We start from the raw sequence: 26,572 nt of genomic DNA, 5'->3' as shown, positions 1-26,572 counted from the left end.
TTGTTTTTTATAGACTAAATATATCTTTCATTGTACCAAACAAGCCGCCTTTTTGCACTTGATCTGACTCTTGTAAATAAGAGTCTGGTATGTTACAGGTTAGTAAGCCGAGTGCAGAAAAATAGTCAGTATTGGTTAAAATATTTTCATTACCGCTAACTAAATCTCTGTTGATGGTAGCAATTTTGCTACGTGAACGAAACTCCTTTATCAAAAAACTCTCACAATACTTTATCTTGCTCGCACCACCAATAACCACAAACCCTTCTTTGATAGTCCTATCTAGCTTTTCACTCTTCAAGCTTCTTTTAACCAATGTACAGATTTCTTTATAAGATTTCTCAATCACCGAAATCAACTCATGCAGCGATAAGTAACGCGCTTCGACAGACCCAATTTGTTCAAACTTAATCAGCTGATCCTTAGTGATTGGATCAAGCTGAATCATTCCGAATGATATTTTTAAGCGCTCAGCTTCATCAAATGTTGTATTGTATGATTGAGCAATATTATTAGTAACAGAATTACCACCTGCATTAAATACTTGGCTAAACACAATACCACCTTTGGCGAAAACTGAAATATTGCTCACACCTGCGCCTATATCCAACAAACAAACACCTCTATCTTTGTCTTCTTGAGTAATACAAATTGAGCTACTAGCAATAGAATCTAGGATGATTTTATCAACGCCTAAATCACTTGAAATAAGACTCTGGCTAATATTATTAATCGCCTGATTAGACACCGAGGTAAGATGCACTTGAGCACCAAGAAAAACAGCCTCCATGCCAATTGGTAGCATTTCTACTTCATCATTAATTGTAAAATTATTAACAATAGGATCAAGCTCTTTTTTATTGGCAGACATAATACCTGCTGAAGAGTTTTGAATAGCTTGCTCTACATCTTTTTTAGTAATAACTTTTGTATTGCCATTAAAGCTAATAGGTCTATTTTGATTATTAGTTCTTAGATTTGAATCAGACACATTAATGTTAACAAACTTAGGTTTTCGATTACATTTTTTGTTGACTTTATCAACCACCTGTTTAATTGCTTGTGAGGCACTATCAACATCAACAATAATTCCATTTTTAACACCTAAAGAGGGTCCGATTGCATGACCTAGTACATGAAATTTATTATCTTCGATATCCGCTATTAATGCTACTATTTTGCTGGAACCTACGTCAATACTGGCAAAGAAATCACGATCCGACATATGTCTCTCCTTGATCTAACCATTGATATAAATGATCTATTTCAACGATTTTTCCACTCAGTAAACGTTTAAATTTTTTAGCATTTGGTTGTGCATGATACAAACCCAAAATATGCCTAGTCATAGATCTAATAGGCACAGAATTAGCCTGCTGTTTTTCCATATACGCTACAAACTCTAAGAGCACTTGCTCTCGGGAAATAACTGATCGAGAGCTTTGATGGATTTCTTGATCAACGTTAGCCAAAAGATAAGGCTGATGATAAGCCGCTCTTCCTAGCATAGCGTTATCAACTTGATTCAAATGCTCATTAACTTCATTTAAAGATGTAATTCCACCATTAATACCAATAGTTAATTTTGGAAAGTCTTTTTTAACTCGATATACCCAATCATAATTTAGCGGGGGAACAGTTCTATTTTCTTTGGGACTAAGTCCTTGAAGCCAAGCTTTTCTCGCGTGAAGAACAAAGTTATCGCAACCTGCATTGTTAACAATTTCAATAAAGTTTGTTAGCTCTTCATAATTCTGCATATCATCCACACCAATCCGTGACTTAACACTAAGTGGTGTATCAACAGCATCACCCATTGCTTCTATGCATTGGGCAACAATGTCTGGTGTTTGCATTAAACAGGCACCAAAACTGCCTGATTGAACTCTGTCTGAAGGGCAGCCAACGTTAATATTAATTTCATCATAACCCCAGTCTTGGCCCACCTTAGCAGCAGTTGCCATCTCTTTAGGATCACTACCCCCCAGTTGCAAGACTAATGAATGCTCTTGTGCATCATAATCAAGTAGGCGATTTTTATCCCCATGGATAATAGCTTTAGCGGTGACCATTTCAGTCCATAGCTGTGCATTTTTGGACATCAAACGATGGAAATATCGACAATGTCGATCTGTCCAATCCATCATTGGGGCGACTGAAAATTTAGTTTGAAATTTCATGTACTAATGTTGTTAATGCAAAGTCGATACTAGCATCAACTACTTGATGTCTATCTCCCGTAAAATTTTGCGTAGTTGTAAAATATTTACCTAAAATGTAAAAACCAAAGCAAACCATGCCAACTGGTTTTTCTTGACTACCACCATGTGGGCCTGCAATACCTGTAATAGCAACTGAAATATCTACCTTTGACTGCTTAACAACCCCACTAACCATCTGCTTAGCAGTCTGTTCACTCACTGCTCCAAAGGCTTCTAGATTACTTTCAAGCACGCCTAGCATATCTGTCTTTGATTGATTACTGTAGGTAACAAATCCTCTGTCAAAATAAACAGATGAGCCGCTTTGGCTTGTTAACAAGGAGCTTAGCGCACCGCCTGTGCAAGACTCAGCTACCGCTATGGTTAGCTTCTTCTCTATTAACAGATCAATGAGTCGGTTTAGCTTGGACATTACTTTAGTGCCGCCTGAACGATTTCAAAAATATCATTTGATAAATCATCACTTTGAATGATCTTCTCCAACTGCTGTTTTTGTAGTTTTTTTAATTCTGGTGTAAAGCGCTTCCAATGGTTATAAACTGAAACCAGGCGAGCGCCTATTTGTGGATTTGATTTATTTAACTTTAAAATAATGTCCGTAAAAAACTCATAGCCAGCTTGATGATGAAAATTAACATAATTTTGCGCAAAACTACCCACGACACTTCGTAATCGATTTGGCGTATTAAAAGAAAATAATTCATGCTCCATTAACAACTTAATACTTTCTATGTCGCTTGTAATTGAGGCCGACTGAACCGCAAAAAACTTATCCATCACTTGAGCATCTTGCTTAAACATTTGATAGAAATCCAATATCGCTTGTTTTTTATAAATATTGTCGCTAGACACTAATATACTAAAAGCTGCAATTTGATCGGTCATGCAGTTTGCTTGCTTAAATTGGATGCTTGCCAAATCAGACTCTTTATCTTTACTCAGATAATACAAGCATGTGTTCTTCAAAGATCTCTCTCCCACTGCTTCAGGTGTTAACTGGTAAGTTTTATTATTATTTGATGAATGATAAAGCTCTAACAATAAAGGTTTAAATCTATTTAACACCTTGTTCGCCATTTCTTCGCGCTTTTGGTAAATATCAAACACATCAATCACGGCTACTTTTTGATGTAAAAATCGTTCTGAAGGTAGCGTTAAGATCTCACTAACTAATGATTTATCTTGCCTAGTTTGGGCGAGATTTTCTATTGCATTAAAGAACAACTTCTCATGAACTTTATTGGGCATTAAGATTAACGATAACCAGATTTGTTGTGCACTATCCCAAACCACGTAAGCATCACTATCATGTCCAACTAAAAATATTTTTTGTTCAAATGTTACGTCTGTTAATAAATTAATTGGTGCAGAAAATCCTCTCAACCAAGAAGGTGTTGGACGTGATTTCATACCTTCAAAAACAAAAACTTCTTTTTGGTTTTTAATGGTTAACATGCCTTCTTTTAACTCATTACCCTGGTTATCCAGCAAAGCGTAGCTCAGTGGAAGAAAATAGTTGCACTCATTATTTTGCTCAACTTCAACATGAAAGCGTTCATTTTGCTCATCATAATTTGTTTTAATGCTAATACTAGGTGTTCCAGGTTGAGAGTACCAAGTCATAAATTGGGAAAAATCAAATTGATTAGCATCGCTCATACTAGCTACAAAATCATCAATTGTTACCGCATCACCATCATGGCGTTCAAAATAAAGCTTCATACCTTTTTGAAAACCTACTTCACCTAAAAAACTATGAATCATGCGGATAACTTCTGAGCCCTTTTCATAGACTGTCAAGGTATAAAAATTATTCATTTCGATATAGCTTTCAGGCCTTACAGGGTGACTCATAGGGCCTGCATCTTCAGCAAACTGGAAAGTACGTAAAGCATTAACATCTTCAATACGTTTAATTGAGCGTGAATGAAGGTCAGAGGTGAACTCTTGATCTCTAAAAACAGTCAACCCCTCCTTAAGACTCAACTGAAACCAATCCTTACACGTTACCCTGTTGCCAGTCCAATTATGAAAGTACTCATGTCCAATAACCGCTTCAACATTGATAAAATCTTTATCAGTAGCCGTCTTAGGTTCTGCCAAAACATAGGTTGAATTAAAAATATTTAAACCTTTATTCTCCATTGCGCCCATGTTGAAATCATCAACTGCAACAATCATATAAATATCTAAGTCGTACTCTAGATTAAAGCGTGACTCATCCCAGGCAAATGAGCGCTTAAGTGAATCCATGGCAAATTTAGTTTTGCCAATATTATGCTCTTTAACATAAATTTTAAGTGCCACTACTCGACCAGACAATGTTGTGTAATTATCTTCTAAAACAGCAAAGTCTCCAGCCACCAAGGCAAAAAGATAGCATGGCTTGGGAGTTGGATCATGCCAAGTTGCTTGACCCGAAGATGTTTTTAATAAATTACCATTACTAAGTAGCACAGGGTAACGATCGCTCTGCGCCTTAATGTGCGTTGTAAAAACACTTAGTACATCAGGCCTATCTAGGTAAAAAGTTATTTGTCTAAAGCCATGCGCTTCACATTGAGTACAGTAGTTTTTGCTAGACTGATAAAGCCCATTTAAACTGGTATTACTTTCAGGGTGAATTCGATTACATATTTCTAGAACAAATTCATCATTTAAATCTTGAAGCTGCAGCCCTTCTGGTGTTAACTCATACTTAGGCGTAACACCTTTAATCGTAATTGAGATTAACTCAAGATCCTCGCCATTTAAAAAAAGACTATTTTTGGCTATTTGGCCATTAGGATTTTTGTAAAAATGAATCTTTGAGTTCACTAAGGTTTCATGCTCACGCAGATCAAAACTAAGATCTGTAGTGTGAATCAAATAGTTACTTGGCTTATAGTCTTTTCTATAAATTGGCTGTGGGGTTAGATTGCTAATAATAACACTCCTAAAATAATTCGATAAACAACAAAGGGCATTAAACCAATAGTGTCTAATAATTTAATAAAAAACACCACTGTAAAATACGCACTTAACCCTGCTACTAGAAACCCAATGGCTAACATAGGCCAATCAACCATTTGTGGCTGTTGAGATAGCTCCAGTAACATTAATAAGGCTGACAGGGTAATAACAGGAACGGATAATAAAAAAGCAAACTGAGTTGACATATTTCGAGAAAGTCCAATCAGTAAACCTGCTGTAATGGTAATACCTGATCTAGACGTGCCTGGAATCAATGCTAAAGCCTGCATGATGCCAATAAATCCAATATCCTGCCAATTTAATTCAGATCTAGGGTTTTTATTTTGGGTATTAATCCAACTCGAGAAACCTAATAACAAACCAAACGCAAGCGTTGAATAAGCAATAACCTCGGTCGAGCGTAAATTAAGCTCAATAAAATCTTTAAATATTAAGCCTGCTAAGCCAACTGGAATAGTTCCAAGTAAAACACCCCAAGCTAGTTTTGATTGACCCATGGTCTGAATTTTAATCACTGAATAAAAAAAATCTTGAATAAGGATGCGAATAATAGCTCGATAATAAAAGACAATAGCACTTAACGTACCTAAATGAACGACCACATCAAATGCCAGTCCTTGATCTGGCCAATCAGTTAACTTAGGTACAAGAATTAAGTGCGCAGAAGAAGAGATTGGCAAAAATTCACTTAGTCCCTGAACGAGAGATAATACTATTGTTTGAATGAAATCCATAATAATAACAAGTTTACAACTTATGACTTAAGTCTTGTTCTTTAAATCCAATTAATTTTACTTGTATCGACTTACTCAAAGCCAAAATTTTAAAACTTTCACCCATGGCACTAGGTAGAACTAATTGCTTAACCTGCTGAGCTAGACTGATACGTTTACTCTCATCTTGTTCTTCAAGCAGATACTCATCAATACCCAGTGCGATTAAAAATAACGCTTGCGTGGCATATCCAGCTACTTTAAAACCTGAGATATTTGCTTGATCAGCCATATCTGAAAAATTAACCGAAGTGGTGATATCCTGCTCCCCAATATTCACAAAAGGATTGTCACTGGCTTTATGTTGATAATAGCAGCGAAGAGTACCATCAAGCCTTTGAGGATGAAAATACTCATCTCGATGCATGCCATAATCAACAATTAAGACTACAGCTTCATCGAGTGCCTCATATAGCGAATCAATCCAAGCCATCGCTCTTAGATTTACCTCAGTCGTATAACCCTCATCTGTTCCATTGGGCATCTTGATAGTTGATTTTTGAAAAACAGCATCATCCAGCTTCCAATTAAGCTGATCATTTTCAATGTCAACACAAAGTTCATGAAATTCACCCTCTTTTTGCATAAAGCGCTTAGCAGGCATGGCATCTAATACTTCATTAGCAATCACCACTCCATTAAAACCTTCTGGTAGTTTATCTAGCCATATAACTCGTTCTAGCAATTCTGGCAACGCTTTAGCAATAGTCTGGTGCTGTCGGTGTTTTAGCTCACTACTCAATTCAAGAATATAATAAAACCTTGGTAGGCACTCTAATCGACCTAATTCAAACAATATTTGAGCAGCAAGCACACCACTACCCGCACCAAACTCTAAAATATCATTGTCACCATTAAGAACTTGAGTACATTGCCTTGCCAAACAAAAACCAAATAAGTCTGATGTTTCAGGTGCAGTGACAAAATCTCCTTTTTCGCCAAATTTTTCCGATCCAGAACGGTAATAGCCTAATTGAGGATAATACAATGCCAATTCCATAAATTTATCGAAACCTATGGGTGCTTGTTTTTGTATAATAGTATTTTTAATTACTTCGATAAGCTTCATTACATCGATATTTTATATGAAAACAGCATTAATCACAGGCGGTGCACACCGTATTGGTCAACAAATTTGTCGCACATTACATAAGGCAAGTTTCAATATTATTATTCATTACAATTCCTCTTCTCTGGGTGCGCAAAATTTAGCCGATGAGCTTAATTCAATTCGACCAGAATCAGCTAAAACAAGTCAGGCTGAACTCTCTAACATTGATGATATTGAACAGTTATGTCAATCAGTTGAGTCATTAGATGTTTTAATCAATAATGCATCAGTTTTTTATCCAACGCCAATAGATGATTTAAAAATGTCTGATTATCAAAAAGTTATGAATACCAATTTAATGGGGCCGCTTTTTTTATCAAGCACTTTTAGTAGAAAACTAGCTCAGAATAATGGCTCTATCGTTAATATTATTGATATTCATGGAGAAAGACCACTCAGAAATCATACCATTTATAATATTTCTAAAGCGGGTATTGCCATGATGACAAAAACATTAGCCAAAGAATTAGCGCCTAATATTCGAGTCAATGGAGTTTCACCTGGCTCTATCATATGGCCAGAAAATGAAGCGGAGCTCAACCAGTCTCAAAAGCAATCTATGCTAAATAAAATCGCTCTAAAAAAACAAGGATCTGCAAATGATATCGCTGATACTGTATTATTTTTAACTCAGTCTAACTACATCACCGGTCAAATTATTGCTGTCGATGGTGGACGAAATCTAAACCAATAATATTTTTGAATAAAAAATCTTACAATTCTTTAAGAGCGATATTTGTGTTATAATAAAGAAGCTTGATATTTTTTATCAGCTAAAAGAATTTACAAAATACTTCCGTGCTAAGAAAAAAACCACAGAAGTTAAAGAATATTTTGGGCTTATTGTTGCCACATAAGAGAATATTTCACGGCTTTCTGCGACAGAGTAGAAAGACCTGAAAAGGGTTTAACCCTTATAAAGAAAGGTTTTTTTGATCATTATGATGAACACAAATCACACTTTAATATCAAATCAATACATTAGTATTGATTGCCTATGTGCGCACTTAAGTCCACCATTAAAAGGACTTAACCATGAATCACATTTTAATCAACGCTACTCACAAGGAAGAAATCAGAGTAGGTGTTGTCAAGAACAAAAAACTTACTGGACTTAACATTGAGACCAGTCTTAATAAAAAGACTAAAGGCAATATCTATCGTGGAAAAATATCACGAGTAGAGCAATCATTAGAAGCTGCATTTGTCGATTATGGCAATGAAAAACAAGGCTTCCTGCCTTTCAAGGAAGTTGCAGAATCCCTGCAAAATGGTGTTACACCAAAAGGTGCCAAACTAACCATCTCAGACGTTCTAAAAGAAGGTCAAGAGATTATTGTTCAGGTTGAAAAAGAAGAGCGCGGCAATAAAGGCGCTGCATTAAGCACCTATATCAACTTAGCTGGCGCTTATATGATTCTAACGCCAAACAACCCTAAAAGCCATGGAATATCTCGTCAGATCACTTCATCTGACAGACAATCTCTAAAAGATATTATTGGTAAAATTATAATGCCTAAAAATTCTGGCCTAATAATCCGTACTGCAGGCAGTGGCAAGAGCTTAGAAGAACTTCAGTGGGAAGTTGACTACCTGTCTGATCTTTGGATGTCTATTAATACGGTGGCAAAAAAACGCCCAGCACCTTTCTTAATTTATCAAGAAAGTGATATTATCATTCGTACCCTACGTGACCACTTACGTGCAGACACTGACAGTGTTATTATTGATGAATTAGAAGCCTTTCAAAATGCTAAAGAATTTGTAAGCTTTGTACTTCCTCAGTATTTAGATCGTATCAAGTTCTTTGATGTGACGGAACACTCTTTGTTTAACCATATGGGTGTAGAGAGTCAAGTTAAAAGTGTTTTTAATCGTGAGGTAGCTTTGCGCTCTGGTGCGACTATTGTTTTTGATCCAACTGAAGCTCTAACTGCCGTTGATATTAACTCTGCTCGAGCAACCAAAGGCTCTGACATTGAAGAAACTGCCTACAACACTAACTTAGAAGCAGCCAAAGAGATCGCCCTTCAGTTGCAACTTAGGGATATTGGTGGGTTAGTCGTCATTGACTTTATCGACATGACTACTGAAGAGCATCGTCAAGCTATTGAAAAAGCAATGGAAGTTGCCACTCAATCAGATCGAGCACGCATTCAAATTGGTAATATTTCTAAATTTGGCTTGCTTGAAATGTCCAGACAGCGCTTAATGAGCTCTGTAACAGAATCTGTTGAAAAATCTTGTCCAGCCTGTAATGGTCGTGGTACAACGCCAACAATTCCAACCTTAGCTCTTTCGATCCTTAGACAGTTAGAAGATGGCTGTAATGCTAGTACTCAAACATCAAGAATCACTATTCAATCAAGTGTTGAAGTTATTACTTATATCCTGAATGAAAAACGCCAAGATGTCACAAGATTAGAAATAAAACATGGTGTTAAGATTACGCTACTGCCCAACCCTTACATGCAATTCCCTAACTTTAGCATTACTAAACAAAAAGGTGACAAGAAATCGCAACATAAGAGCTATCAAGGGATCTCAAAACCACAGCATGTACTAGCAGAAAATGGATTGGCAGATGAGTCTGAAATTCCAGCAGTAAACATGAATCGACCAAAAACTCGTGTACCTGAAACTATTAAGCCTAAACTATCTCTATTTGCTAAGATCAAGGCAGCCTTATTTGGGAAAAAGAAAAAAACCAATAATCAGCGCAAAACTAATTCAAATAATAGAAATCGCAATAGAAATCGCAATAGAAACAAATCCAACAATCAAAATCAACAACAGAATAAGCCTAAACAACAAGGCAATAAGCAGCAAGGTAAGCCTAAGCAACAAGGTAATAAGCAGCAAGGTAATAAGCAGCAAGGTAATAAGCAGCAAGGTAATGCGCCAAAAAAAAATCCGAATAATGGGCCAGTAAATAAACCTGATCAACCAATTAAAAAGCCAAGTTCTCCTGCTAAAACTTCAGAGGTAAATTCTTCGAAAGAACAGCAACCTCAAACTAAGCAGGTAGAGTCAAAACAACCGGAATAATATCGATGTATGAATTAGCGGTGTTTGGCAATCCTATTAAACATAGCCTGTCTCCTGCTATCCATATCCAGTTTGCCCAGCAAACTGGATTAAAGGTTAACTATGCTAAAATTTTGGCGCCTCTTGATGGTTTTAATTATTCAGTCCGACAATTTATAGAAAAAGGCGCTAACGGTTTTAATATTACTGTGCCTTTTAAAGTAGATGCATTTAACTTGGTTACTGAACTTACCTTAAATGCAAAAATGGCTGGTGCCGTTAATACAATCAAGATTCAAGAAAATAAGTTAATTGGTGAAAATACTGATGGCTTAGGCCTGGTTAATGATTTAACCCAAAATCTTGGCTTGTCACTTAAAGGTAAAAAAATTCTTATTCTAGGAGCTGGTGGCGCCACTCAAGGTATTATTCTGCCTTTACTTGGGCAGCAACCAAGTCAGATTATGATTGCCAATAGAACGGCTAGTAAGGCAGAAAAATTGGCAAATGAATTTTCAAAGTATGGCCCTGTTAGTGGTTTTGGATTAGATAAGATTAAATCAGAGCCTATTGATCTGATTATTAACGCAACAAGTGCTTCATTAGATGGAAATATGCCTGAGATTGACTCAGGATGTGCTGACAATGCAATTTGCTATGACTTAATGTATGGCAAGCAAACTCCTTTTATGGATTGGGCTAAGGACAACAATGCCTTAATCATTTCTGATGGACTGGGAATGTTAGTAGAGCAAGCGGCCAGTAGTTTTGAGTTTTGGACCCAGATAAAACCCGATACACACCCAGTAATTAAAAACCTAAGGGGCTAGTCTCTCAACCACCCAATCTTCGCCTTGCTTAAGATAAACAAACCGGTCATGTAATCGGTTTTCTCTACCTTGCCAAAATTCAATACTGTGAGGAACAACTCTATATCCACCCCAAAAATCAGGTAAGGGAATATCGCCTTTCTTAAACTTGCTTTTCATGGCTTCAAATTGAGTCAATAAAACTTGTCTTGATGATAATGAACCAGATTGGTTTGATGCCCAAGCCCCCAACTGGGAGTCTTTCGGGCGTGATGAAAAGTATTTAATAGAATCTAATGTTGAGATTTTTTCTACACGACCTGAGATCTTTACCTGCCTTTCTAAATCTAACCAGGGGAATAATAAAGCTGCATTTGGATTTTGTTTAATTTGCTGAGATTTTTTAGAATTGTAATTGGTAAAAAACACAAACCCTTGTTCATCAAATGATTTTAACAAAACCGTCCTAATACTAACCTCATCTGCACAACTTGTGGCAATACTCATTGCATTAGGAAGGGTTAAATCTGCTTCGGTCGCCTGTTTCATCCAATGTTCAAATTGAACAAAAGGACTTGCATTCATTTGTTCGCGTGATATACCATTACTAGTAAATTCACGTCTTAGAGCGTTTAAATCTATTGTCATTAGAAAGGCAGTTTTTTAAGAATTTTTTCAAAAGGTGTAAATTTACTGCTCTTTGCTTCGGTCAACTGATTAGAGATGAGGTATTTAATGGGTGGAAAATTCTCAGCGAACTTTAACACCGCCCTTCTAACTTGCTTAATCACAGGCGCATCATTAGTAAATAACGCAACAATACCATTAGTGCCAAAAAACATTAATCGAGTTAAGTTAATGTGTTTTTTTTCATACAATTTTAACAACGAACTAGAGCCAATATCTTGCCCATGTTCTAAAGCTTCTTTAATCAAAGTAGCTAATATATCCTGACCTCTTAAGCCTAAATTATATCCATGAGCAGTTACAGGATGCATGCCCACAGCGGCATCACCAATCAGTGCAAAGCGTTGAGCGATAAAAGTTTGCGCATGCGTTGCCACTAATGGATAAGAGTGTCTTTCCCCCGATTGAGTCATCTCACCTAGACTTGCTTTAAAAGACGAAGTAATCATTTCGTTAAATTCAGCCTCGTTCATTTCTAGTATCTTTTTAGACTCATCAGTTTTAACAGTTAATACCACTGATGAAGCATCGCCAATCATCGGCAATAAGGCCAGTGTTCTTCCATAATCAAAACATTCTAGTGCGATATTTTCATGAGATTTTTCATGCATCATTTTGGTGATAATCATGACTTTAGAGAAATCCTTCATTAAAGTAGGAATACCTACTTTGCGACGAATGCTAGAAAAACGGCTATCCGCTGCAATCACTAGTTTTGTCTCGATACATTTACCATCTACTAAAACAATTTGCGCACTATTTTCAAGCTGAATAACATCATCAGCCACTGTATTGGTTTGTATGGTGATATTTTTGGCATCTTTAACCCTGTTATACAAGGCTTGCCTTATTTTGTGATTAGGCACCAAATACCCTAATGCTTCAATGTTAGCCTTATCACTTTTAAAATTTAATAAAGAAGGTGAGTCGCCATCAAACACTTTAGCCTCCCTCAATGGAGAAACTTTTGTTTTATCTACCAAATCCCAAACACCCAGTTTCTTTAATATTTTTAATGAAAGGTGTGTCAATGCGACTTCTCTACCATCAACTTTTGGCGATGAAATATCTTCCAAATCAGATCTTTCCAATATCAATACATTTACATTTGTATCGAGCATAGAGGCCGCAAAGCCTAATCCAGCAGGGCCGGCACCAATAATTACAATATCGTATGTTATTTGCATATTTAGTTCCACAATATTTGAGATAATATTCCTATTATAACTCTCACAACTCTCACAACTTCTTATGATTTATGTTGTTATTCAATTTAGCTGTATTATTTATTTAATCCTTAACTTTCGGTATGAATTCGTTGATATAACGGTAATAAGCTTACTCATTACATCTATGGTAATTGGAATGACTGCTGTATTTAATATGAAGGTAGATAATTTGAACATAGCACCCACTTTAAAGAAGTTACATCAACTTCGAACAAGTGGTATTTATCGATTTATTAGACATCCTATGTACACTAGTGTTTTGTTATTATGCCTAGCGCTAATGCTTACAAACTCTCACTTCATTTCGCAAGGTGTAATGTTGATTTTATTGGTGAATTTAATTTTAAAATCTAGGCTTGAAGAAAAATTACTCACAAGGCGTTTTGACAACTATCAAACATATAAAGAAAAAACTGGCCGATTTATTCCATTTTTATAACTCTTTTAGTTTTTTGGTAGCCTGCAAATCTCCAGAATTTGATAGTTTTTTAAGCCAATATTTAGCTTTTTCAACTGATAAATCAACACCTCTACCTTGCAAGTATAAGTCGGCCACTTTTCGCCAAGCAGCCTGATTACCTTTTCTCGCTGCTGCAATGACAAAGCTATAAGCTTTAGTTAAATCAACCTCAACACCTTGGCCTAATTCATAGTGTCTAGCAATATCTAAATAAGCTTGTAAATTTCCTTGTTCGATTGATTGCTGATAAAGCTTGTGTGACTTGCTATAATCAAGGTTAATGTATTTACCTGAATCGTAATAATTTGCAAGAGCGTAAGCTGGAGCTTTATTACCATTGGCAAAAGATTTTTGATACCAATTTAGCGCCTCTTCATTATCTTTTAAAATATAGTAGCCATTTTGATAGAACACTGCCAATTGATATTGAGCAAGTGCATGACCTTGATTAGCTGATTTTTTTAGCCACTTATAAGCTTGCTCATAATCCTTATCATGGGCATAAGCCGCGCCAAGACGATGCTGCTCATCACTATTGCCAGATTGTGCCGCTTCTAGCCGCCATTTATTAGCTAAAAGTAAATTTTTCTTAACACCATTGCCCTTTTCATACATCTGAGATAAATTGTATTGTGCATCTGAATAGCCTTGTTTGGCTGATTTTTTAATCCATTGATGAGCAATTATTAAATCACGCTTAACACCAATTCCTAGATAGTACATACTGCCTAAATAATACTGGGCTTTAGCATGATTCTGAATGGCCGATTTCTTTATTAAATCAATGCCTTTTTTGTCATTTTGATCAGTACCTTTGCCTTCAATATACATAAGACCTAAAGCAGTTTTTGCTGCTAAATCACCCGCTTTATCTGCATGTGAAAAAGCCTTAAAAGCTTTGTTATAATTTTGCTCAACACCGTTGCCATAATAGTATGCCTTAGCTCGGTCATAAAGATCAGATTCGGCAAACAAGATGCCACTAAACAGCAAGAAAAATAAAGATAATAATTTCATAAATTAAATTGAATGATTAATAGTCGATAAATATTTAAGATGCTTTGTTTTTATGTATCTCGCCCCATAAATAAAGTGATTTTAGTAATGGCTTTAAACTTTGCCCATAAATTGTAAGAGAATATTCAACTTTTGGAGGAACAACTGGGTAAACCTCTCTATGTACTATCGCATCTCTCTCCAACTCTCTCAGCTTTTGAATTAACATTTTTTGCGTAATTCTTGGCATTAATTTTTGCAATTCACCAAATCTTCTTGTTTCTGATAATAAATACCACAATATTAAAATTTTCCATTTTCCTGCCAAAATATCAATTGACGTTTCAACTGGACATTTTTCTAGCTTTGTATTTGCTTTATTGTTCATTTTTTTATCTTTAAGTATCAATAGTATCTAAAAGGTTAGTACCTTACAAAAAAGTAGGTTCTTACAATGATATACAGTTTAAGTTACAATGATCAAATATTTTAATAAAAGAGTAAAAGTAATGAAAGCTTTTGTAGTGGAAAAAATTGAAGAGAAAAAATTTACAGCGAGTATTAAAGAGATTGAAATGCCAGTTTTAGCAGAGCATGAAGTCTTAATTAAAACCTCATACTCCTCGTTAAATTACAAAGATGCCCTAAGCTCCACTGGCAATCCAGGTGTAACAAAGGTTTTCCCACATGTAACTGGAATTGATGTTAGTGGTGTTGTTTCAGAATCTAAATCAGATTTGTTCAATATTGGCGATGAAGTTTTAATCACCGGTTATGATCTTGGTATGAATACGAATGGTGGTCACAGTGAATATGTAAAAGCCCCAGATACCTGGGTAATCAAAAAGCCAGATAATATTTCTTTAAGAGAGCTGATGATTTATGGAACAGCTGGGCTGACGGCAGCCTTAAGTGTTAATGAACTATTAAATAATGGAATTACAAGCGGTGAAATACTGGTAACAGGAGCTACTGGCGGTGTTGGCAGTATATCTGTTGCAATTTTATCCAAACTTGGATTTGATGTTGTAGCCCTTTCTGGTAAAGAAGATCAAGTAGATTACTTAAAAACCATTGGCGCTAAAGAAATAATATTAAGACAGGATTTTGATGTTGAAAACAAAAGGCCAATGGGCAGGGAAAGATTTTCAGGCGTGATAGACACGGTTGGTGGAAACATACTGGCTGAAGCTTTAAAGCAAATTAAGTATGACGGCGTCGCCACCTGTTGTGGATTGACTGCTTCACCTGTATTTAATACTAATGTCTTTCCTTTTATTTTAAGAGGTGTAAGGCTAATTGGAATCGATTCAGTTGAGGCTTCATTAGCTAAGAAAACCCAAGCCTGGGAGAAAATTGCCAGCGACTTTAAAATTAACATCTTAGAAAAATTAGTTAATGAAATATCCCTCAATGAAATTCAACAAGCTTATAAAGAAATATTAGCAGCAAAAGCAGTTGGAAGATATTTAGTCAAATTATGAGAGCAATTAGAATTAACCAGTATGGTGGTATAGAAACGCTACAACTGAATCAGATTGATACGCCTAAGATTAATACAGACGATATTTTAATTAAAGTTAAATCATCTTCAATTAATCCAGTTGATTGGAAAATAAGAGAAGGATATTTAAAAGATTTTATTCCATATCAAATGCCCATAACATTAGGTTTCGATGTGTCTGGTGTTGTGAGTGAAGTAGGATCTGAAGTCACCGATTTTAAAGTTGGTGATGAAGTTTTTAGTCGTCCTGATATTAATCGTGATGGTGCATATGCCGATTATATTGCAGTAAAAGCCGATGAAGTTGCCTTTAAATCGTCTAAATTAAGTTTTGAACAGGCAGCAGCTTTACCCTTGGCGGGGATCACGGCTTGGCAATGTTTAGTCGATGTGGGTCAGCTGCAAGCAGGACAACGTGTATTAATTCATGCAGGCGTCGGTGGCGTTGGACATTTAGCTATACAAATAGCGAAAGCAAAAGGTGCAACTGTTATTGCCACTGCTTCAACCGCTAATCAAGAGTTACTCACTCAATTTGGTGCCGACCAAGCCGTTGATTATACTAAAGGAGTATTACTCGAACAGATAGAGCCTGTTGATTTAGTTATCGATACAATTGGTGGAGAAGTGCAAAGCAACTCTTGGGCACTGATAAAAGCAGGTGGGATGCTGGTTTCTATTGTCGATCAACCAAGCGAAGAGCTAGCAAAACAATACAACGCTAAAGCTGTATTTGTTTTTATAGAGTCTAGTAGTCGCATATTACGGGAATTAAATAAGTTAGTTGAAAAAGATCAACTCCTGCCATTTGTTGAACATCACTTTCCATTAGAGCAAATTGCCGATGCGCATTTGCAGAGTCAGACAGGACGAACAAGGGGAAAAATAATTATTAAAGTAAGCTAATCTGGTGCAGAATTATTAGATATTTAAATTTAATAAAAAATATTTTAATATGGTAGTCACGGTCAGATTTGAACTGACGACTTCCAGCATGTCATGCTGGCACTCTAACCAACTGAGTTACGCGACTATAAAGAATTGCTATCAACAGATGTCGATAACGAATTGGAAATTATACCCCTTAAAAAGCAGAAAGCACTTCACAAAGAGGTGTTTAAATTACTAAAAACAAGTTTTAATCGTTTCCTGAATATTGCTCGCTGCAGCATATGGATCATCTGCATTTTTAATCGGGCGACCGACAACAATATAGTCAGAGCCTGATTTGAAAGCTGTTGCTACATCAACCACACGCTTTTGGTCATCATCATTAGCAACCGGACGAATACCTGGTGTTACAGCAATCAGCTTGTTATCTACATATTCACGCAAAAAAGGTACTTCAAGACCTGATGAAACCACACCATCACAGCCCGCTTCAAACGCACGTTTAGCACGAGAAATAACCAAATCTTGCACATCACAATCAAAGCCTAAGTCATCTAAATCTCCGCGATCAAGACTGGTAAGCGCTGTTACCGCTAAAACTTTAAGATCGCCTTTATTTTCAGCTGCTTTTTCCATTAATCCTTGATTGCCATGAATGGTAGCAAAAGTAGCGCCCGTTTGGCTTAAACGTGCGATCGTTCTACCGACCGTTTCTGGCACATCAAAAAACTTAAGATCAACAAATACTTTTTTATCTTTAGCGATCAACCAATCCATCAATTGAAAATACTGGCCTGTCATTAACATCTCCATGCCAATTTTATAAAAATTAACACTGTCATCTAGTTGATTAACCAAATCTTTGGCTTGATTAACCTCCGGAACATCTAATGCAAAAATAAGTCTATCTTCAAGTTTAATGTCTTTCATGGTGATTCCTATTTAAAAAATACTGCCACCAGAATAGCCATTTTCATTGGCTTTTCTAATCCAGAGTTTTGATTGCTCAATATCCTTATCGACCGACTTCGCTAAGGCATAAAAAATGCCTAAATTATACTGTGCTTTTGCATATTCTTGGTTGGCAGATTTTTGGTACCACTCAAATGCCTTAGATAAATCCTTATCGACACCCAGACCTAAATCATAGGCCAATCCCAATGAATATTGATATTGCGCCTCACCTTGTTGTGCAAGTTGATAAATCTGCTCAAAAGTTTTGTCTGATTTCACTGTGTTACTGTGGGGAAACCTCAACATTAACCTTGATACTGCTACCGTAAGGTTTGTTTTTAGTTGTATACGTAAAGGTACGATCATCATATTCGTATTCAACACGGTAATGACTTAAGCGTTCTTGAGACTCCGTACGATATCTAGTTTCACAAACTTCACGACTTACCACACGACCTGTTTTTGCCTTTGCAATTTCATCATCATGGGCAATTGATGCGCCCAATAAAGCACCAGCAACCGTCATTGCATCTTGGCCACTGCCGCCCCCGAACTGATTGCCAATTAATCCACCAAATATCCCGCCCACAATTTCGTTCGTTGCAGAACCATCGTCATCACCCTGGTAAGATTCCTTAATATAACAATCTTGGTAAGGCTCTCTAATCGTATGAGTTTTGTATATTTTGTCTACAGAAGTTACAGTTGCACTATCTGTATAACTACCGGCCAATGATAGTTGTGCGCTCAATAATAATGGCAAAGAAAGTAATAGTTGTTTGTTCATTTCAAGACTCCATTTAAATTAATTACGGTAGTATATATTCTACGCTTTTTTAATGAAATTTATCGCATGAATTCGACATCACTTTATTATATTCACGATCCAATGTGCTCTTGGTGCTGGGGTTTTGAAAAAACCTGGCAACAATTGCAGTTGCGGCTCAAAGACCAGATATCCATTCAATATGTTTTAGGGGGTTTGGCACCAGATAGTCATGAAATTATGCCTGATGAAATGCGTCATTACATTCAAAAAAATTGGCAAAAAATCGAAAAAACCATTCCTGGTACGCAATTTAATTATGATTTTTGGGAAAAATGCTCGCCCATACGCTCCACTTATCCAGCTTGTAGAGCTGTTATTGCCGCAAAAAATCAAGCTGAAAAGTTTGAAAAAATCATTATTAACACCATTCAAAAAGCTTACTATTTACAAGCGCAAAATCCTTCTGAGCCTTTAACACTTATTAAACTCGCTACATCAATCGGACTAGATAGGCAGCAATTTATCCGAGATTTAAATTCTAATGCCACTCAACTTCAACTAGATCAAGACATCGTCCTATCAAAATCTCTTGGCGCAAATGGCTTCCCTTCTTTGGTACTAGTAAAAAATGGCATTCATCAAGTCATTCAAATTGATTACAGCAATCCAGAGACTATTCTAAATCAAATATTTACTTGAATAATTATCACGCAGCGTAGATAATACTCATCTTGCCTTCGTAGCTCAGCTGGATAGAGCAGTCGCCTCCTAAGCGACAGGCCAGTGGTTCGAATCCACTCGAGGGCACCAATTACTTCGGCATTTCTAAAGTTAGCTCTATTATGAAAAAACTATTCCTAATCTTATTTTTATCTATTGGCTTTGTAGGTATCTCTTCTGCCGGAGAAGTAGATGACAATATTTTGAAATTAAAGGAATCAAATTCTTGTCAAAATTGTAATCTACGTGGAGCTGATCTTCGTGAGGCCAGTCTTTATGGGGTAGATCTTAGTGGAGCAAATCTTCGCGAAGCAAATTTTACTGAAGCATACCTTTATAAAGCAAACTTCAAAGGAGCAAACCTAAGTCGAGCAGAACTGAAGGGAGCAAATCTTATTGGAGCCAACTTTATTGAAGCAGACCTTGGCGAGGTAGATCTGAGTGAGGCCAACCTTCTTCGTGCCAACCTTAGTAGGGTCAACCTTAATGGAGCAAATCTAAGTCGAACAGCCCTTTATAAAGCCATTCTCAGTGGCGCTAATCTTAGTGAGGCATATCTTGGTAGTGCATACCTTGTTGGGGCAGACCTTAGTGAAACAGATCTTAATAAGGCAAACTTTATTTGGGCAAATCTTAGTGGAGCAACCCTTAATGAAGCAAACCTAAGTCAAGCATATCTTGCAGGTGTTACACTTAAATCTGAAGACTTTAGTAAAGTAAGCTTTAGTGGAAAAGTAAACTTAGTTGAAGCAAGTTTTAGTGGAGCAGATCTCAGTGGAGCATACGTTCGCGAAGCGTACTCCGGTGAAGAAAACTTTGGCAAAGCATATCATAGCTTTGGTTTAGATAAGCTTGAGAAGTCAACCCGGTTGTTTGTAGTAATTGCAGTAGTTACATTAGTAGCTTATGCTTTTTATATTCTTATTCGAAAAATATTAACTAGGAATATACTTTCATTTTTAACAAAACCCTCGCCTTTAAATGCATTCCTGTATTTAGTTTTTATAGTTGGAGTTATCTTTCTTATATTTTAATTTTATGTCTAAGAGATAGGCAAAGCTTGAGAGTTTTATCACCAAATTTGATTACGAATATCAGTATTAATACTTACTTGAATTTCTACACTTTTACTTAAAAACTAAATTTAGAGGAAAAATTATTTGTGTAACCAAACCTATGAGCTAATAGAATAATTGAAAAAAATACCTAGCCCCTGGTAAATCTTCCTAATTTTTAGTATCAGCCAAATCTCTCTTCCATTTTAATTTTTTTTCAATTGAAGAAATAATCATACCTGCGATATCCTTTCCAGTTGCTGACTCTATACCCTCAAGACCTGGAGATGAGTTAACTTCAAGTAACAGAGGGCCTGACTTAGATCTAATAATGTCAACGCCAGCAACTTGTAAGCCTAATATTTTAGCTGCCTTAATTGCTAAAACCCTTTCTTCGCGAGTTATTTTGACGATAGACGCCGTTCCACCTTGGTGTATGTTTGCTCGAAACTCACCAGGTGCAGCTGTTCTTTCAATGGAAGCCACAACCTTACCATCAATAACAAAACACCTTAAATCTTTACCATTAGCTTCTTTTATAAATTGCTGTACCAATAAGTTAGCTTTTAAAGATTTAAAGGCATTAATAACGCTTTCTGCAGCTTTCTTAGTTTCTGCCAAAACTACACCCCTTCCTTGTGATCCCTCTAAAAGTTTTACAATTAATGGGGCGCCATCTACCATCTCAATAAGGTCATTTGTATCTATAGGTGAATTTGCAAATCCAGTTGTTGGAATACTAATGCCTCCTTTAAGCATAAGCTGCAATGAAAACAACTTATCTCTAGATTGAGAAATAGCAGAAGATGAGTTTGTTGTATATATAGCCATACTTTCAAATTGACGAGCTAACGCTGTACCATAGTAGGTTAGACTTGGTCTAATTCTAGTAATAACAGCATCAAGATCATTTAGTAATTTTCCACCTCGATAATGCACTTCTGGTTCAAGCGCATCAAGTTTCATATAGCTTTGCTTAATGTTTAAAAAGATCATTTCGTGTCCACGTTCATTGCCAGCTTCTAACAATCTTTGGTTGCTATATAATTTTTCATTACTAGCTAATAATCCAATTTTTAAACCCGTTTTTTCAGATTCTTTTTGCCCATAATAGGATTTAATCATTTCATCAGTCACTTCACCAAGTGTACAAGCTAGTGAAGGGTCAACAATAATACGACTAGCCATTGCTTCTCGGCCCAATAACATTCTAAATCCCATTGAATCTCGATTTGCCAATGTAAGCTCTATATCCCATGTATTTTCACCAATTCTTATTGGTGCACTAACCACAAAACGTGTTTCAGATATACCAGTAGAACTTTTAACAACTCTTTTATCAATAACAATCCTCTCACATCTAATCACTGCACGACGATTGTTTTTAATTGGATGAATTTCAAAGCTAACCCAAGATTTTTTATCCCTTCTAAATGGTTGAATATTAAAAGCATGTATCGATGATGTTTTAGCACCTGAGTCGATCCTGGCCTTAATCGCAGGAATACCAAGCTCAGGAAAGGCGCACCATTCTTCACTTCCAATAATTAATTTTGAATTTATTTCTGTCATCATGGCACCCGTTAAACGTCTACTTTAAAAAATTCATATTCTAGTATATATTTCTTTAATATAAATAATATTTTTTAAAGTATTTTAATCTTTAAAAAATATGAAATAAAGTGCCGCTATTAGAGTAAAGAATTTTATTGCATCACTAAGGTGCAGGATTGAAAAACTTTAAATGAATGGCTTCAATGGCTTGTTCAATCTCTTCATTCCATTCAAAATTGACAGCGTTAATATTTTCTTTAAGCTGATCCATATTGGTAGCACCAATAATGGTACTGGCACAGAACCAGCGTGAATAGGTAAATGCCATGGCGAGTGTTGCCGATGTAATATTTAATTCTTGGGCTAAAGCAGCATAAGCTTTAATTGCTGGACTAACACTGGGCTTTTCATAACGCTGTGCAAAACCATCAAAAATATTAACACGCCCTTGCGCCTTAGAATCACTAATATATTTAGCACTAAGATGGCCAAATGCCATTGGCGAATAAGCCAATAATGGGACGTTTTCACGATAGCCCATTTCTCTGAGTGATGAGTCATAAGTGCGGTTAATAAGGTTATAAGCATTTTGCATACTAACCACGCGTGGTAAACCTTCTCGTTCAGAGGCGTTTAAAAACTGCATTAAACCCCAAGGCCATTCATTAGACAAGCCAATATGTCTAATCTTACCTTCTTTGACTAGTCCAGATAATGCTTCTAACGTCTCAACAAAATCTGTAAATTCTCTCTCATGCATTGGATCAAATAAATATTGACCAAACATAGGTGTGTTGCGTTCTGGCCAATGCAGCTGATACAGATCAATATAATCTGTCTGTAGGCGTTTTAAAGATCCTTCTATGGCATTGTTTAAGTTTGTACTATTAAATGCATGTTCACCATCACGAACCCAAGGCATTCCTCGCGAACTTCCAGCAGCTTTAGTAGCTAAAATAATTTTATCACGAGGCTTATTTTTAACCCAATTACCAACAATGGTTTCAGTGGAATAAGCGGTATCAGCTCGCGGGGGAACTGGGTACATTTCAGCTGTATCAATAAAGTTTATCCCTTGACCCATTGCGTAGTCAAGTTGTTGATGTGCTTCTTGTTGTGAGTTTTGCTCGCCGAAAGTCATGGTGCCCATGCAAATGTTAGACACCATTAAATCGCTACTTCCAAGCTGGGTATATTTGATCATTATTTGAATATGTTTATAAAGTGCAATATATTAACATGATAAGCGAGATTCAAACTATACGGTTGAATGTATACTTACATTTGAATTTCAATATCCAGACACTTCTGTGCCCAACATCAATTTACTCGATAAAAATAAAAGCTTCAATATTTTGTTAGCAGGCATTATAGGGCTGTTTATTGGTGTAGGTGTAGCTCGATTTGCTTACACATCATTACTCCCATCTATGCTAGATGACAAAACTCTGTCGCTTACTTTTTCTGGCGTTTTGGCCTCCACTAATTACGTTGGTTATTTATTGGGCGCCTTATTTGCGGTTTTTATCAAAGACATCAATACTAAGATCAAATACTTTAGGCTGGGACTGGTCTTATGTGTTGTTTCCACCATCATGATGGGTGTTGCCACTCAAGATATATTGCTAATAATAAGTAGAATCATTGCGGGCTTTGGCGCTGCCATGACATTAGTAGTTGGTGCGGCGATTGTTATGGTAAAGCTTAATTTAGAAGATAAAACCAAAGCGATGGGGGTTTATTTTTCTGGCATTGCTATTGCATTAGCGGTGTCAGATATTATTGCTAGATTGGTTTTAGCCATTGATACTTGGCAAGTTTCTTGGCTGGCTTTGGCTTTTAGTGCTGCAATGGTTGCACCCTATTCTTGGTATATTTTATCGACTGATCAAAAAATAAAAACCAATAACGCCAACCACTCTCTAGACAAAAATTTATTTTCTAGTTTTGTAATCATTCTAATTATGGCTTATTTTACTGCAGGCGTTGGCATGGTAGTCCAAGGTACCTTTTTACCTACTATTATTCAGTCCTTGCCAGGGCTGGAATCTTTTGCTGGATTTACTTGGTTATTAGTCGGTTTGGCTGGAATCCCCTCTTCGATAATATGGATGCGTTTGGCGCACAAATATGGCAACGTAAATATTATTATTATTGCCATGAGTATTCAAATTATCGGAATTTTGATTCCTACTCTTAGTAACAACCTTTATCTTAATTTATTATCGGGCATTTTATATGGTGGAACATTTGTAGGATTAGTAGCGTTATTTATGCATTTAGGTGGCAAAATTGCTGGCAAAAATCCAGTCATGCTAATGGGTGCACTTACTACTGCTTACGGTATAGGACAAGTTAGTGCGCCGCTATACGCAGTAACCTTGACGGAGCAATCAGGCAACTATAATCAAGCGCTATACGTTACAGCCCTAATAGTATTTAGCGGGGTGCTTATGCTATTGGCAACCAAAATATTCAATATTAAGCACACAATAAGAAATTAACAATTCAAAAAGAATTAAATAATAAACTCTAAACTTAAAGAAAAAGCTCTGATAATCTCTTTAGAGTCGCTATGGGTTTTAAAAATTGTATTTTTTTAAGTTAAACAACTTTTGAACAAAAAAAGCTTCACCAAAAAGTAAAGCTTTCATTAGAACATACTTGTTAGATTAAGCAACATCCATATTCATATCTGCGCCCAATTCCTTTGCAGAAATGGTTCTATCAACTTCCTGCTCAAGATCTGTAATACGCTTTTCCAATACAGAAATAATATGCTCACGAGTATGCGGATGTTCAATATTAGTATTTGTCATATCAAGACAATGTTTAATTGACTGCAACTCTTCTAGTAGATTCTCTTTACCTATTTCCATAACATCTCTCCTTTTTATAAAAACTTCAACTTGATTATATAACAAATTTATTGTACAAAAGATAATTTATTGTACAATGGATTTAAGAATTTACAAAAATAGCGTATTATTTATATAAATATTCCTTATAAGAAAACATGAAAAATAAAATTATTACTTTGTTGTTGTTTATATTAAGCTCTTCAAGCTCTGCATTATCAATTGGAGACTATGCTCCAAATTTTTCACTTCCAGATCAAAATGGCGAACTTAAATCACTTAAACAGCATCTCAACAACTGGGTTATTATTTATTTTTATCCTATGGATGATACGCCTGGATGCACAACAGAGGCTTGCAGCTTTAGAGATGCAACTGATCATATTATTGCTAAGAACGCAGTAATATATGGCATTAGTATTGATAGCGTAGAGTCACATAAAAAGTTTTCTAAAAAATATACTTTACCTTTCTCATTGTTATCAGATATTAATGGAGAAGTATCTAAAAATTACGATTCTTTAGGAAGTTTTTTAACTTGGAAAGTTGCTATTAGAAATACTTTTATTATTAATCCAGCTGGCATAATTGTTAAAAAATATACTGGTGTTAACCCTAAAAAACATGCACAAGAAGTTTTAAAAGATTTAATGGCCCTTCAATCAAAAAATTAAAGAAAGGTATTAACTTATCTCGCTCAATTCTAGCTTCATCTATACATCTTGTAGATATTTATGCATTAAGCTTTATAAAATTTTACTAACATAGTTGTATAACAAACAAATGAAATAAGCCTCTAGCTAGGTATAATCAAATTTATTTTAAAAACGTAGGTTATCTACATGTCAGGCAACTCTTTTGGAAAATTATTTACAATAACCACTGCGGGTGAATCTCATGGTGAGGCATTGGTAGGCATTGTTGATGGTTGCCCACCAAGTATGAACTTATGTGAAGCTGATCTTCAAGGGGATCTTGATTTAAGAAAGCCTGGTACTTCTCGCCACACTACACAGCGCCGAGAGGAGGACTTAGTCAAAATATTATCAGGCACTTTCGAAGGTAAAACTACGGGCATGCCGATCGCACTAATTATTCAAAGCACCGATCAACGCTCAAAAGATTATGGCAATATTGCCAATACCTTTCGCCCAGGTCATGCAGATTACACTTATGATCAAAAATATGGCTTTAGAGATTATCGTGGTGGCGGACGCTCATCTGCTCGAGAAACTGCAATGCGAGTTGCCTGTGGCGGTATCGCTAAAAAATATCTAAAAGAAACATTAGGTATTGAGATTAAAGGTTACTTAAAGCAACTTGGTCCTATTGAAGCTGAAACTCTTGATTGGTCTGAAGTACATAATAATCCATTCTTTTGCCCTGATGCTAGCAAAATTACAGAGCTAGAAAATTACATGGACGCATTAAGAAAATCTGGTGATTCCATTGGTGCTCGCATCAACATAGTAGCTACAAATATGCCAGTTGGACTAGGTGAGCCAATCTTTGATCGATTAGAAGCAGATGTCGCCCATGGCATGATGAGTATTAATGCAGTTAAAGCTGTTGAAATTGGTGCAGGGTTTGCATCCATTACTCAAAAAGGCACTGAGCATCGTGATGCTATTAGTATTGATGGATTTAAATCTAACCATGCAGGTGGTGTGCTTGGTGGTATTAGCTCGGGACAAGATTTACTAGTATCTATCGCACTTAAGCCAACTTCAAGCTTACGCTTGCCTATTGAAAGTATCGATAAAGAAGGTAACCCAATTGAGGTTATCACCAAGGGTCGCCATGATCCTTGTGTTGGAATTCGTGCAACCCCTATTGCTGAAGCTATGCTGGCAATAACAATCATGGATCATGTGATGCGTCATCGTGCACAAAATTCTGATGTTAAATCTTTAACACCTGTTGTGCCGAGCTCTAGTTTATAACCACCATTAACTTTCAATTTACTTACAAGGAAAAACA

General features: G+C 36.2%; 27 protein-coding genes and 2 tRNA genes. 12 read left to right on the top strand and 17 right to left on the bottom strand.

Going from position 1 to position 26,572, the window contains the following annotated elements; all coding sequences use genetic code 11:
* Positions 1-7 precede the first annotated feature (7 nt).
* Genes ftsA through N9Y32_01900 form a run of 6 tightly spaced genes read right to left on the bottom strand, consistent with a single transcriptional unit; the run spans position 8 to position 7,037 of the window.
* Positions 8-1,225 carry a cell division protein FtsA gene (gene ftsA / locus N9Y32_01925; GenBank protein ID MDB2589767.1) on the bottom strand — a complete coding sequence of 406 codons (1,218 nt, stop codon included), beginning with the start codon at positions 1,223-1,225 and terminating at the stop codon, positions 8-10.
* Positions 1,212-2,180, bottom strand: coding sequence for a tRNA dihydrouridine(20/20a) synthase DusA (dusA, locus tag N9Y32_01920; protein MDB2589766.1), 969 nt, complete (start codon positions 2,178-2,180; stop codon positions 1,212-1,214). Before dusA ends, ftsA begins: the two co-directional genes overlap by 14 nt.
* The gene (locus N9Y32_01915) at positions 2,164-2,634 is read right to left on the bottom strand and encodes a CinA family protein (GenBank protein MDB2589765.1); all 471 of its coding nucleotides are present in this window, start codon (positions 2,632-2,634) and stop codon (positions 2,164-2,166) included. Before N9Y32_01915 ends, dusA begins: the two co-directional genes overlap by 17 nt.
* A complete protein-coding gene (pepN, locus tag N9Y32_01910; protein MDB2589764.1) occupies positions 2,634-5,147 on the bottom strand; it encodes an aminopeptidase N in 2,514 nt (837 codons plus the stop codon). The genes N9Y32_01915 and pepN overlap by 1 nt, the downstream gene beginning before the upstream one ends.
* On the bottom strand, positions 5,135-5,929 hold the full coding sequence (locus N9Y32_01905) for an undecaprenyl-diphosphate phosphatase (protein ID MDB2589763.1): 795 nt from the start codon (positions 5,927-5,929) through the stop codon (positions 5,135-5,137). The genes pepN and N9Y32_01905 overlap by 13 nt, the downstream gene beginning before the upstream one ends.
* 13 nt (positions 5,930-5,942) lie before the next feature.
* Positions 5,943-7,037 carry an SAM-dependent methyltransferase gene (locus N9Y32_01900; protein ID MDB2589762.1) on the bottom strand — a complete coding sequence of 365 codons (1,095 nt, stop codon included), beginning with the start codon at positions 7,035-7,037 and terminating at the stop codon, positions 5,943-5,945.
* 16 nt (positions 7,038-7,053) lie between these two features.
* On the opposite strand from N9Y32_01900, the gene N9Y32_01895 reads away from it, so the two are divergent.
* The 3 genes from N9Y32_01895 to aroE all read left to right on the top strand — a co-directional run bounded on the left by N9Y32_01895 (position 7,054) and on the right by aroE (position 10,936).
* Positions 7,054-7,773, top strand: coding sequence for a pteridine reductase (locus N9Y32_01895; protein ID MDB2589761.1), 720 nt, complete (start codon positions 7,054-7,056; stop codon positions 7,771-7,773).
* A gap of 341 nt (positions 7,774-8,114) precedes the next feature.
* Entirely contained in the window at positions 8,115-10,127 is a 2,013-nt protein-coding gene (locus N9Y32_01890) for an Rne/Rng family ribonuclease (protein MDB2589760.1), read from the top strand.
* A gap of 5 nt (positions 10,128-10,132) precedes the next feature.
* Positions 10,133-10,936: a shikimate dehydrogenase gene (gene aroE / locus N9Y32_01885; protein ID MDB2589759.1), complete on the top strand. Its 804-nt coding sequence runs from the start codon at positions 10,133-10,135 to the stop codon at positions 10,934-10,936.
* Here the strand turns inward: aroE and pdxH are convergent.
* Complete coding sequence (gene pdxH / locus N9Y32_01880) at positions 10,925-11,557, bottom strand: pyridoxamine 5'-phosphate oxidase (GenBank protein ID MDB2589758.1); 633 nt, start codon at positions 11,555-11,557, stop codon at positions 10,925-10,927. The two genes, aroE and pdxH, sit on opposite strands and share 12 nt — an antisense overlap.
* A gap of 5 nt (positions 11,558-11,562) precedes the next feature.
* Positions 11,563-12,783, bottom strand: coding sequence for a 5-demethoxyubiquinol-8 5-hydroxylase UbiM (gene ubiM / locus N9Y32_01875; GenBank protein MDB2589757.1), 1,221 nt, complete (start codon positions 12,781-12,783; stop codon positions 11,563-11,565).
* Positions 12,784-12,853: 70 nt separating this feature from the next.
* On the opposite strand from ubiM, the gene N9Y32_01870 reads away from it, so the two are divergent.
* Complete coding sequence (locus N9Y32_01870) at positions 12,854-13,270, top strand: NnrU family protein (protein ID MDB2589756.1); 417 nt, start codon at positions 12,854-12,856, stop codon at positions 13,268-13,270.
* On the opposite strand, the gene N9Y32_01865 is transcribed toward N9Y32_01870, so the two are convergent.
* Both N9Y32_01865 and N9Y32_01860 read right to left on the bottom strand, forming a co-directional pair.
* Entirely contained in the window at positions 13,265-14,308 is a 1,044-nt protein-coding gene (locus tag N9Y32_01865; protein MDB2589755.1) for a hypothetical protein, read from the bottom strand. The two genes, N9Y32_01870 and N9Y32_01865, sit on opposite strands and share 6 nt — an antisense overlap.
* A gap of 34 nt (positions 14,309-14,342) precedes the next feature.
* A complete protein-coding gene (locus N9Y32_01860; GenBank protein ID MDB2589754.1) occupies positions 14,343-14,675 on the bottom strand; it encodes a helix-turn-helix transcriptional regulator in 333 nt (110 codons plus the stop codon).
* 121 nt (positions 14,676-14,796) lie between these two features.
* On the opposite strand from N9Y32_01860, the gene N9Y32_01855 reads away from it, so the two are divergent.
* Both N9Y32_01855 and N9Y32_01850 read left to right on the top strand, forming a co-directional pair.
* Positions 14,797-15,771: a YhdH/YhfP family quinone oxidoreductase gene (locus N9Y32_01855; GenBank protein ID MDB2589753.1), complete on the top strand. Its 975-nt coding sequence runs from the start codon at positions 14,797-14,799 to the stop codon at positions 15,769-15,771.
* Positions 15,768-16,697 (top strand): NADP-dependent oxidoreductase, encoded by a 930-nt coding sequence (locus N9Y32_01850; GenBank protein MDB2589752.1) that lies wholly within the window; start codon positions 15,768-15,770, stop codon positions 16,695-16,697. The genes N9Y32_01855 and N9Y32_01850 overlap by 4 nt, the downstream gene beginning before the upstream one ends.
* Positions 16,698-16,747: 50 nt before the next feature.
* Here the strand turns inward: N9Y32_01850 and N9Y32_01845 are convergent.
* From N9Y32_01845 to N9Y32_01830, 4 genes are all read right to left on the bottom strand, one after another.
* Positions 16,748-16,824: transfer RNA gene (locus tag N9Y32_01845), tRNA-Val, on the bottom strand.
* Between the two features lie 92 nt (positions 16,825-16,916).
* Positions 16,917-17,612: an orotidine-5'-phosphate decarboxylase gene (gene pyrF, locus N9Y32_01840; GenBank protein MDB2589751.1), complete on the bottom strand. Its 696-nt coding sequence runs from the start codon at positions 17,610-17,612 to the stop codon at positions 16,917-16,919.
* A 12-nt stretch (positions 17,613-17,624) separates the two neighbouring features.
* Complete coding sequence (locus N9Y32_01835) at positions 17,625-17,915, bottom strand: hypothetical protein (protein MDB2589750.1); 291 nt, start codon at positions 17,913-17,915, stop codon at positions 17,625-17,627.
* A gap of 4 nt (positions 17,916-17,919) precedes the next feature.
* The gene (locus N9Y32_01830) at positions 17,920-18,423 is read right to left on the bottom strand and encodes a glycine zipper 2TM domain-containing protein (GenBank protein ID MDB2589749.1); all 504 of its coding nucleotides are present in this window, start codon (positions 18,421-18,423) and stop codon (positions 17,920-17,922) included.
* 66 nt (positions 18,424-18,489) lie between these two features.
* Here N9Y32_01830 and N9Y32_01825 point away from each other — a divergent pair, with 66 nt between their 5' ends.
* The 3 genes from N9Y32_01825 to N9Y32_01815 all read left to right on the top strand — a co-directional run bounded on the left by N9Y32_01825 (position 18,490) and on the right by N9Y32_01815 (position 20,159).
* Positions 18,490-19,104 carry a DsbA family protein gene (locus N9Y32_01825; GenBank protein ID MDB2589748.1) on the top strand — a complete coding sequence of 205 codons (615 nt, stop codon included), beginning with the start codon at positions 18,490-18,492 and terminating at the stop codon, positions 19,102-19,104.
* Positions 19,105-19,138: 34 nt separating this feature from the next.
* Positions 19,139-19,215 (top strand) — tRNA-Arg (locus tag N9Y32_01820).
* Positions 19,216-19,247: 32 nt separating this feature from the next.
* Entirely contained in the window at positions 19,248-20,159 is a 912-nt protein-coding gene (locus tag N9Y32_01815) for a pentapeptide repeat-containing protein (protein ID MDB2589747.1), read from the top strand.
* Between the two features lie 192 nt (positions 20,160-20,351).
* Here N9Y32_01815 and rimK read toward each other — a convergent pair whose 3' ends face one another.
* On the bottom strand, positions 20,352-21,752 hold the full coding sequence (rimK, locus tag N9Y32_01810; GenBank protein ID MDB2589746.1) for a 30S ribosomal protein S6--L-glutamate ligase: 1,401 nt from the start codon (positions 21,750-21,752) through the stop codon (positions 20,352-20,354).
* A 145-nt stretch (positions 21,753-21,897) separates the two neighbouring features.
* Positions 21,898-22,935 (bottom strand): aldo/keto reductase, encoded by a 1,038-nt coding sequence (locus tag N9Y32_01805; GenBank protein ID MDB2589745.1) that lies wholly within the window; start codon positions 22,933-22,935, stop codon positions 21,898-21,900.
* A 109-nt stretch (positions 22,936-23,044) separates the two neighbouring features.
* Between N9Y32_01805 and N9Y32_01800 the strand changes: the two genes are divergently transcribed.
* Positions 23,045-24,238: a YbfB/YjiJ family MFS transporter gene (locus tag N9Y32_01800; GenBank protein ID MDB2589744.1), complete on the top strand. Its 1,194-nt coding sequence runs from the start codon at positions 23,045-23,047 to the stop codon at positions 24,236-24,238.
* A gap of 168 nt (positions 24,239-24,406) precedes the next feature.
* Here N9Y32_01800 and N9Y32_01795 read toward each other — a convergent pair whose 3' ends face one another.
* Positions 24,407-24,613, bottom strand: coding sequence for a hypothetical protein (locus N9Y32_01795; protein MDB2589743.1), 207 nt, complete (start codon positions 24,611-24,613; stop codon positions 24,407-24,409).
* Between the two features lie 137 nt (positions 24,614-24,750).
* On the opposite strand from N9Y32_01795, the gene N9Y32_01790 reads away from it, so the two are divergent.
* Positions 24,751-25,266 (top strand): peroxiredoxin, encoded by a 516-nt coding sequence (locus tag N9Y32_01790; protein MDB2589742.1) that lies wholly within the window; start codon positions 24,751-24,753, stop codon positions 25,264-25,266.
* Between the two features lie 168 nt (positions 25,267-25,434).
* Positions 25,435-26,535, top strand: a complete 1,101-nt coding sequence (aroC, locus tag N9Y32_01785) for a chorismate synthase (GenBank protein ID MDB2589741.1) — start codon at positions 25,435-25,437, stop codon at positions 26,533-26,535.
* Positions 26,536-26,572: the final 37 nt, after the last annotated feature.

The organism is Candidatus Thioglobus sp., from assembly GCA_028228555.1.
Classification (GTDB): Bacteria; Pseudomonadota; Gammaproteobacteria; order PS1; family Pseudothioglobaceae; genus Thioglobus_A.
Note: the sequence above shows the minus strand (reverse complement) of the source record. Positions and strands in the feature narration are given on the sequence as shown.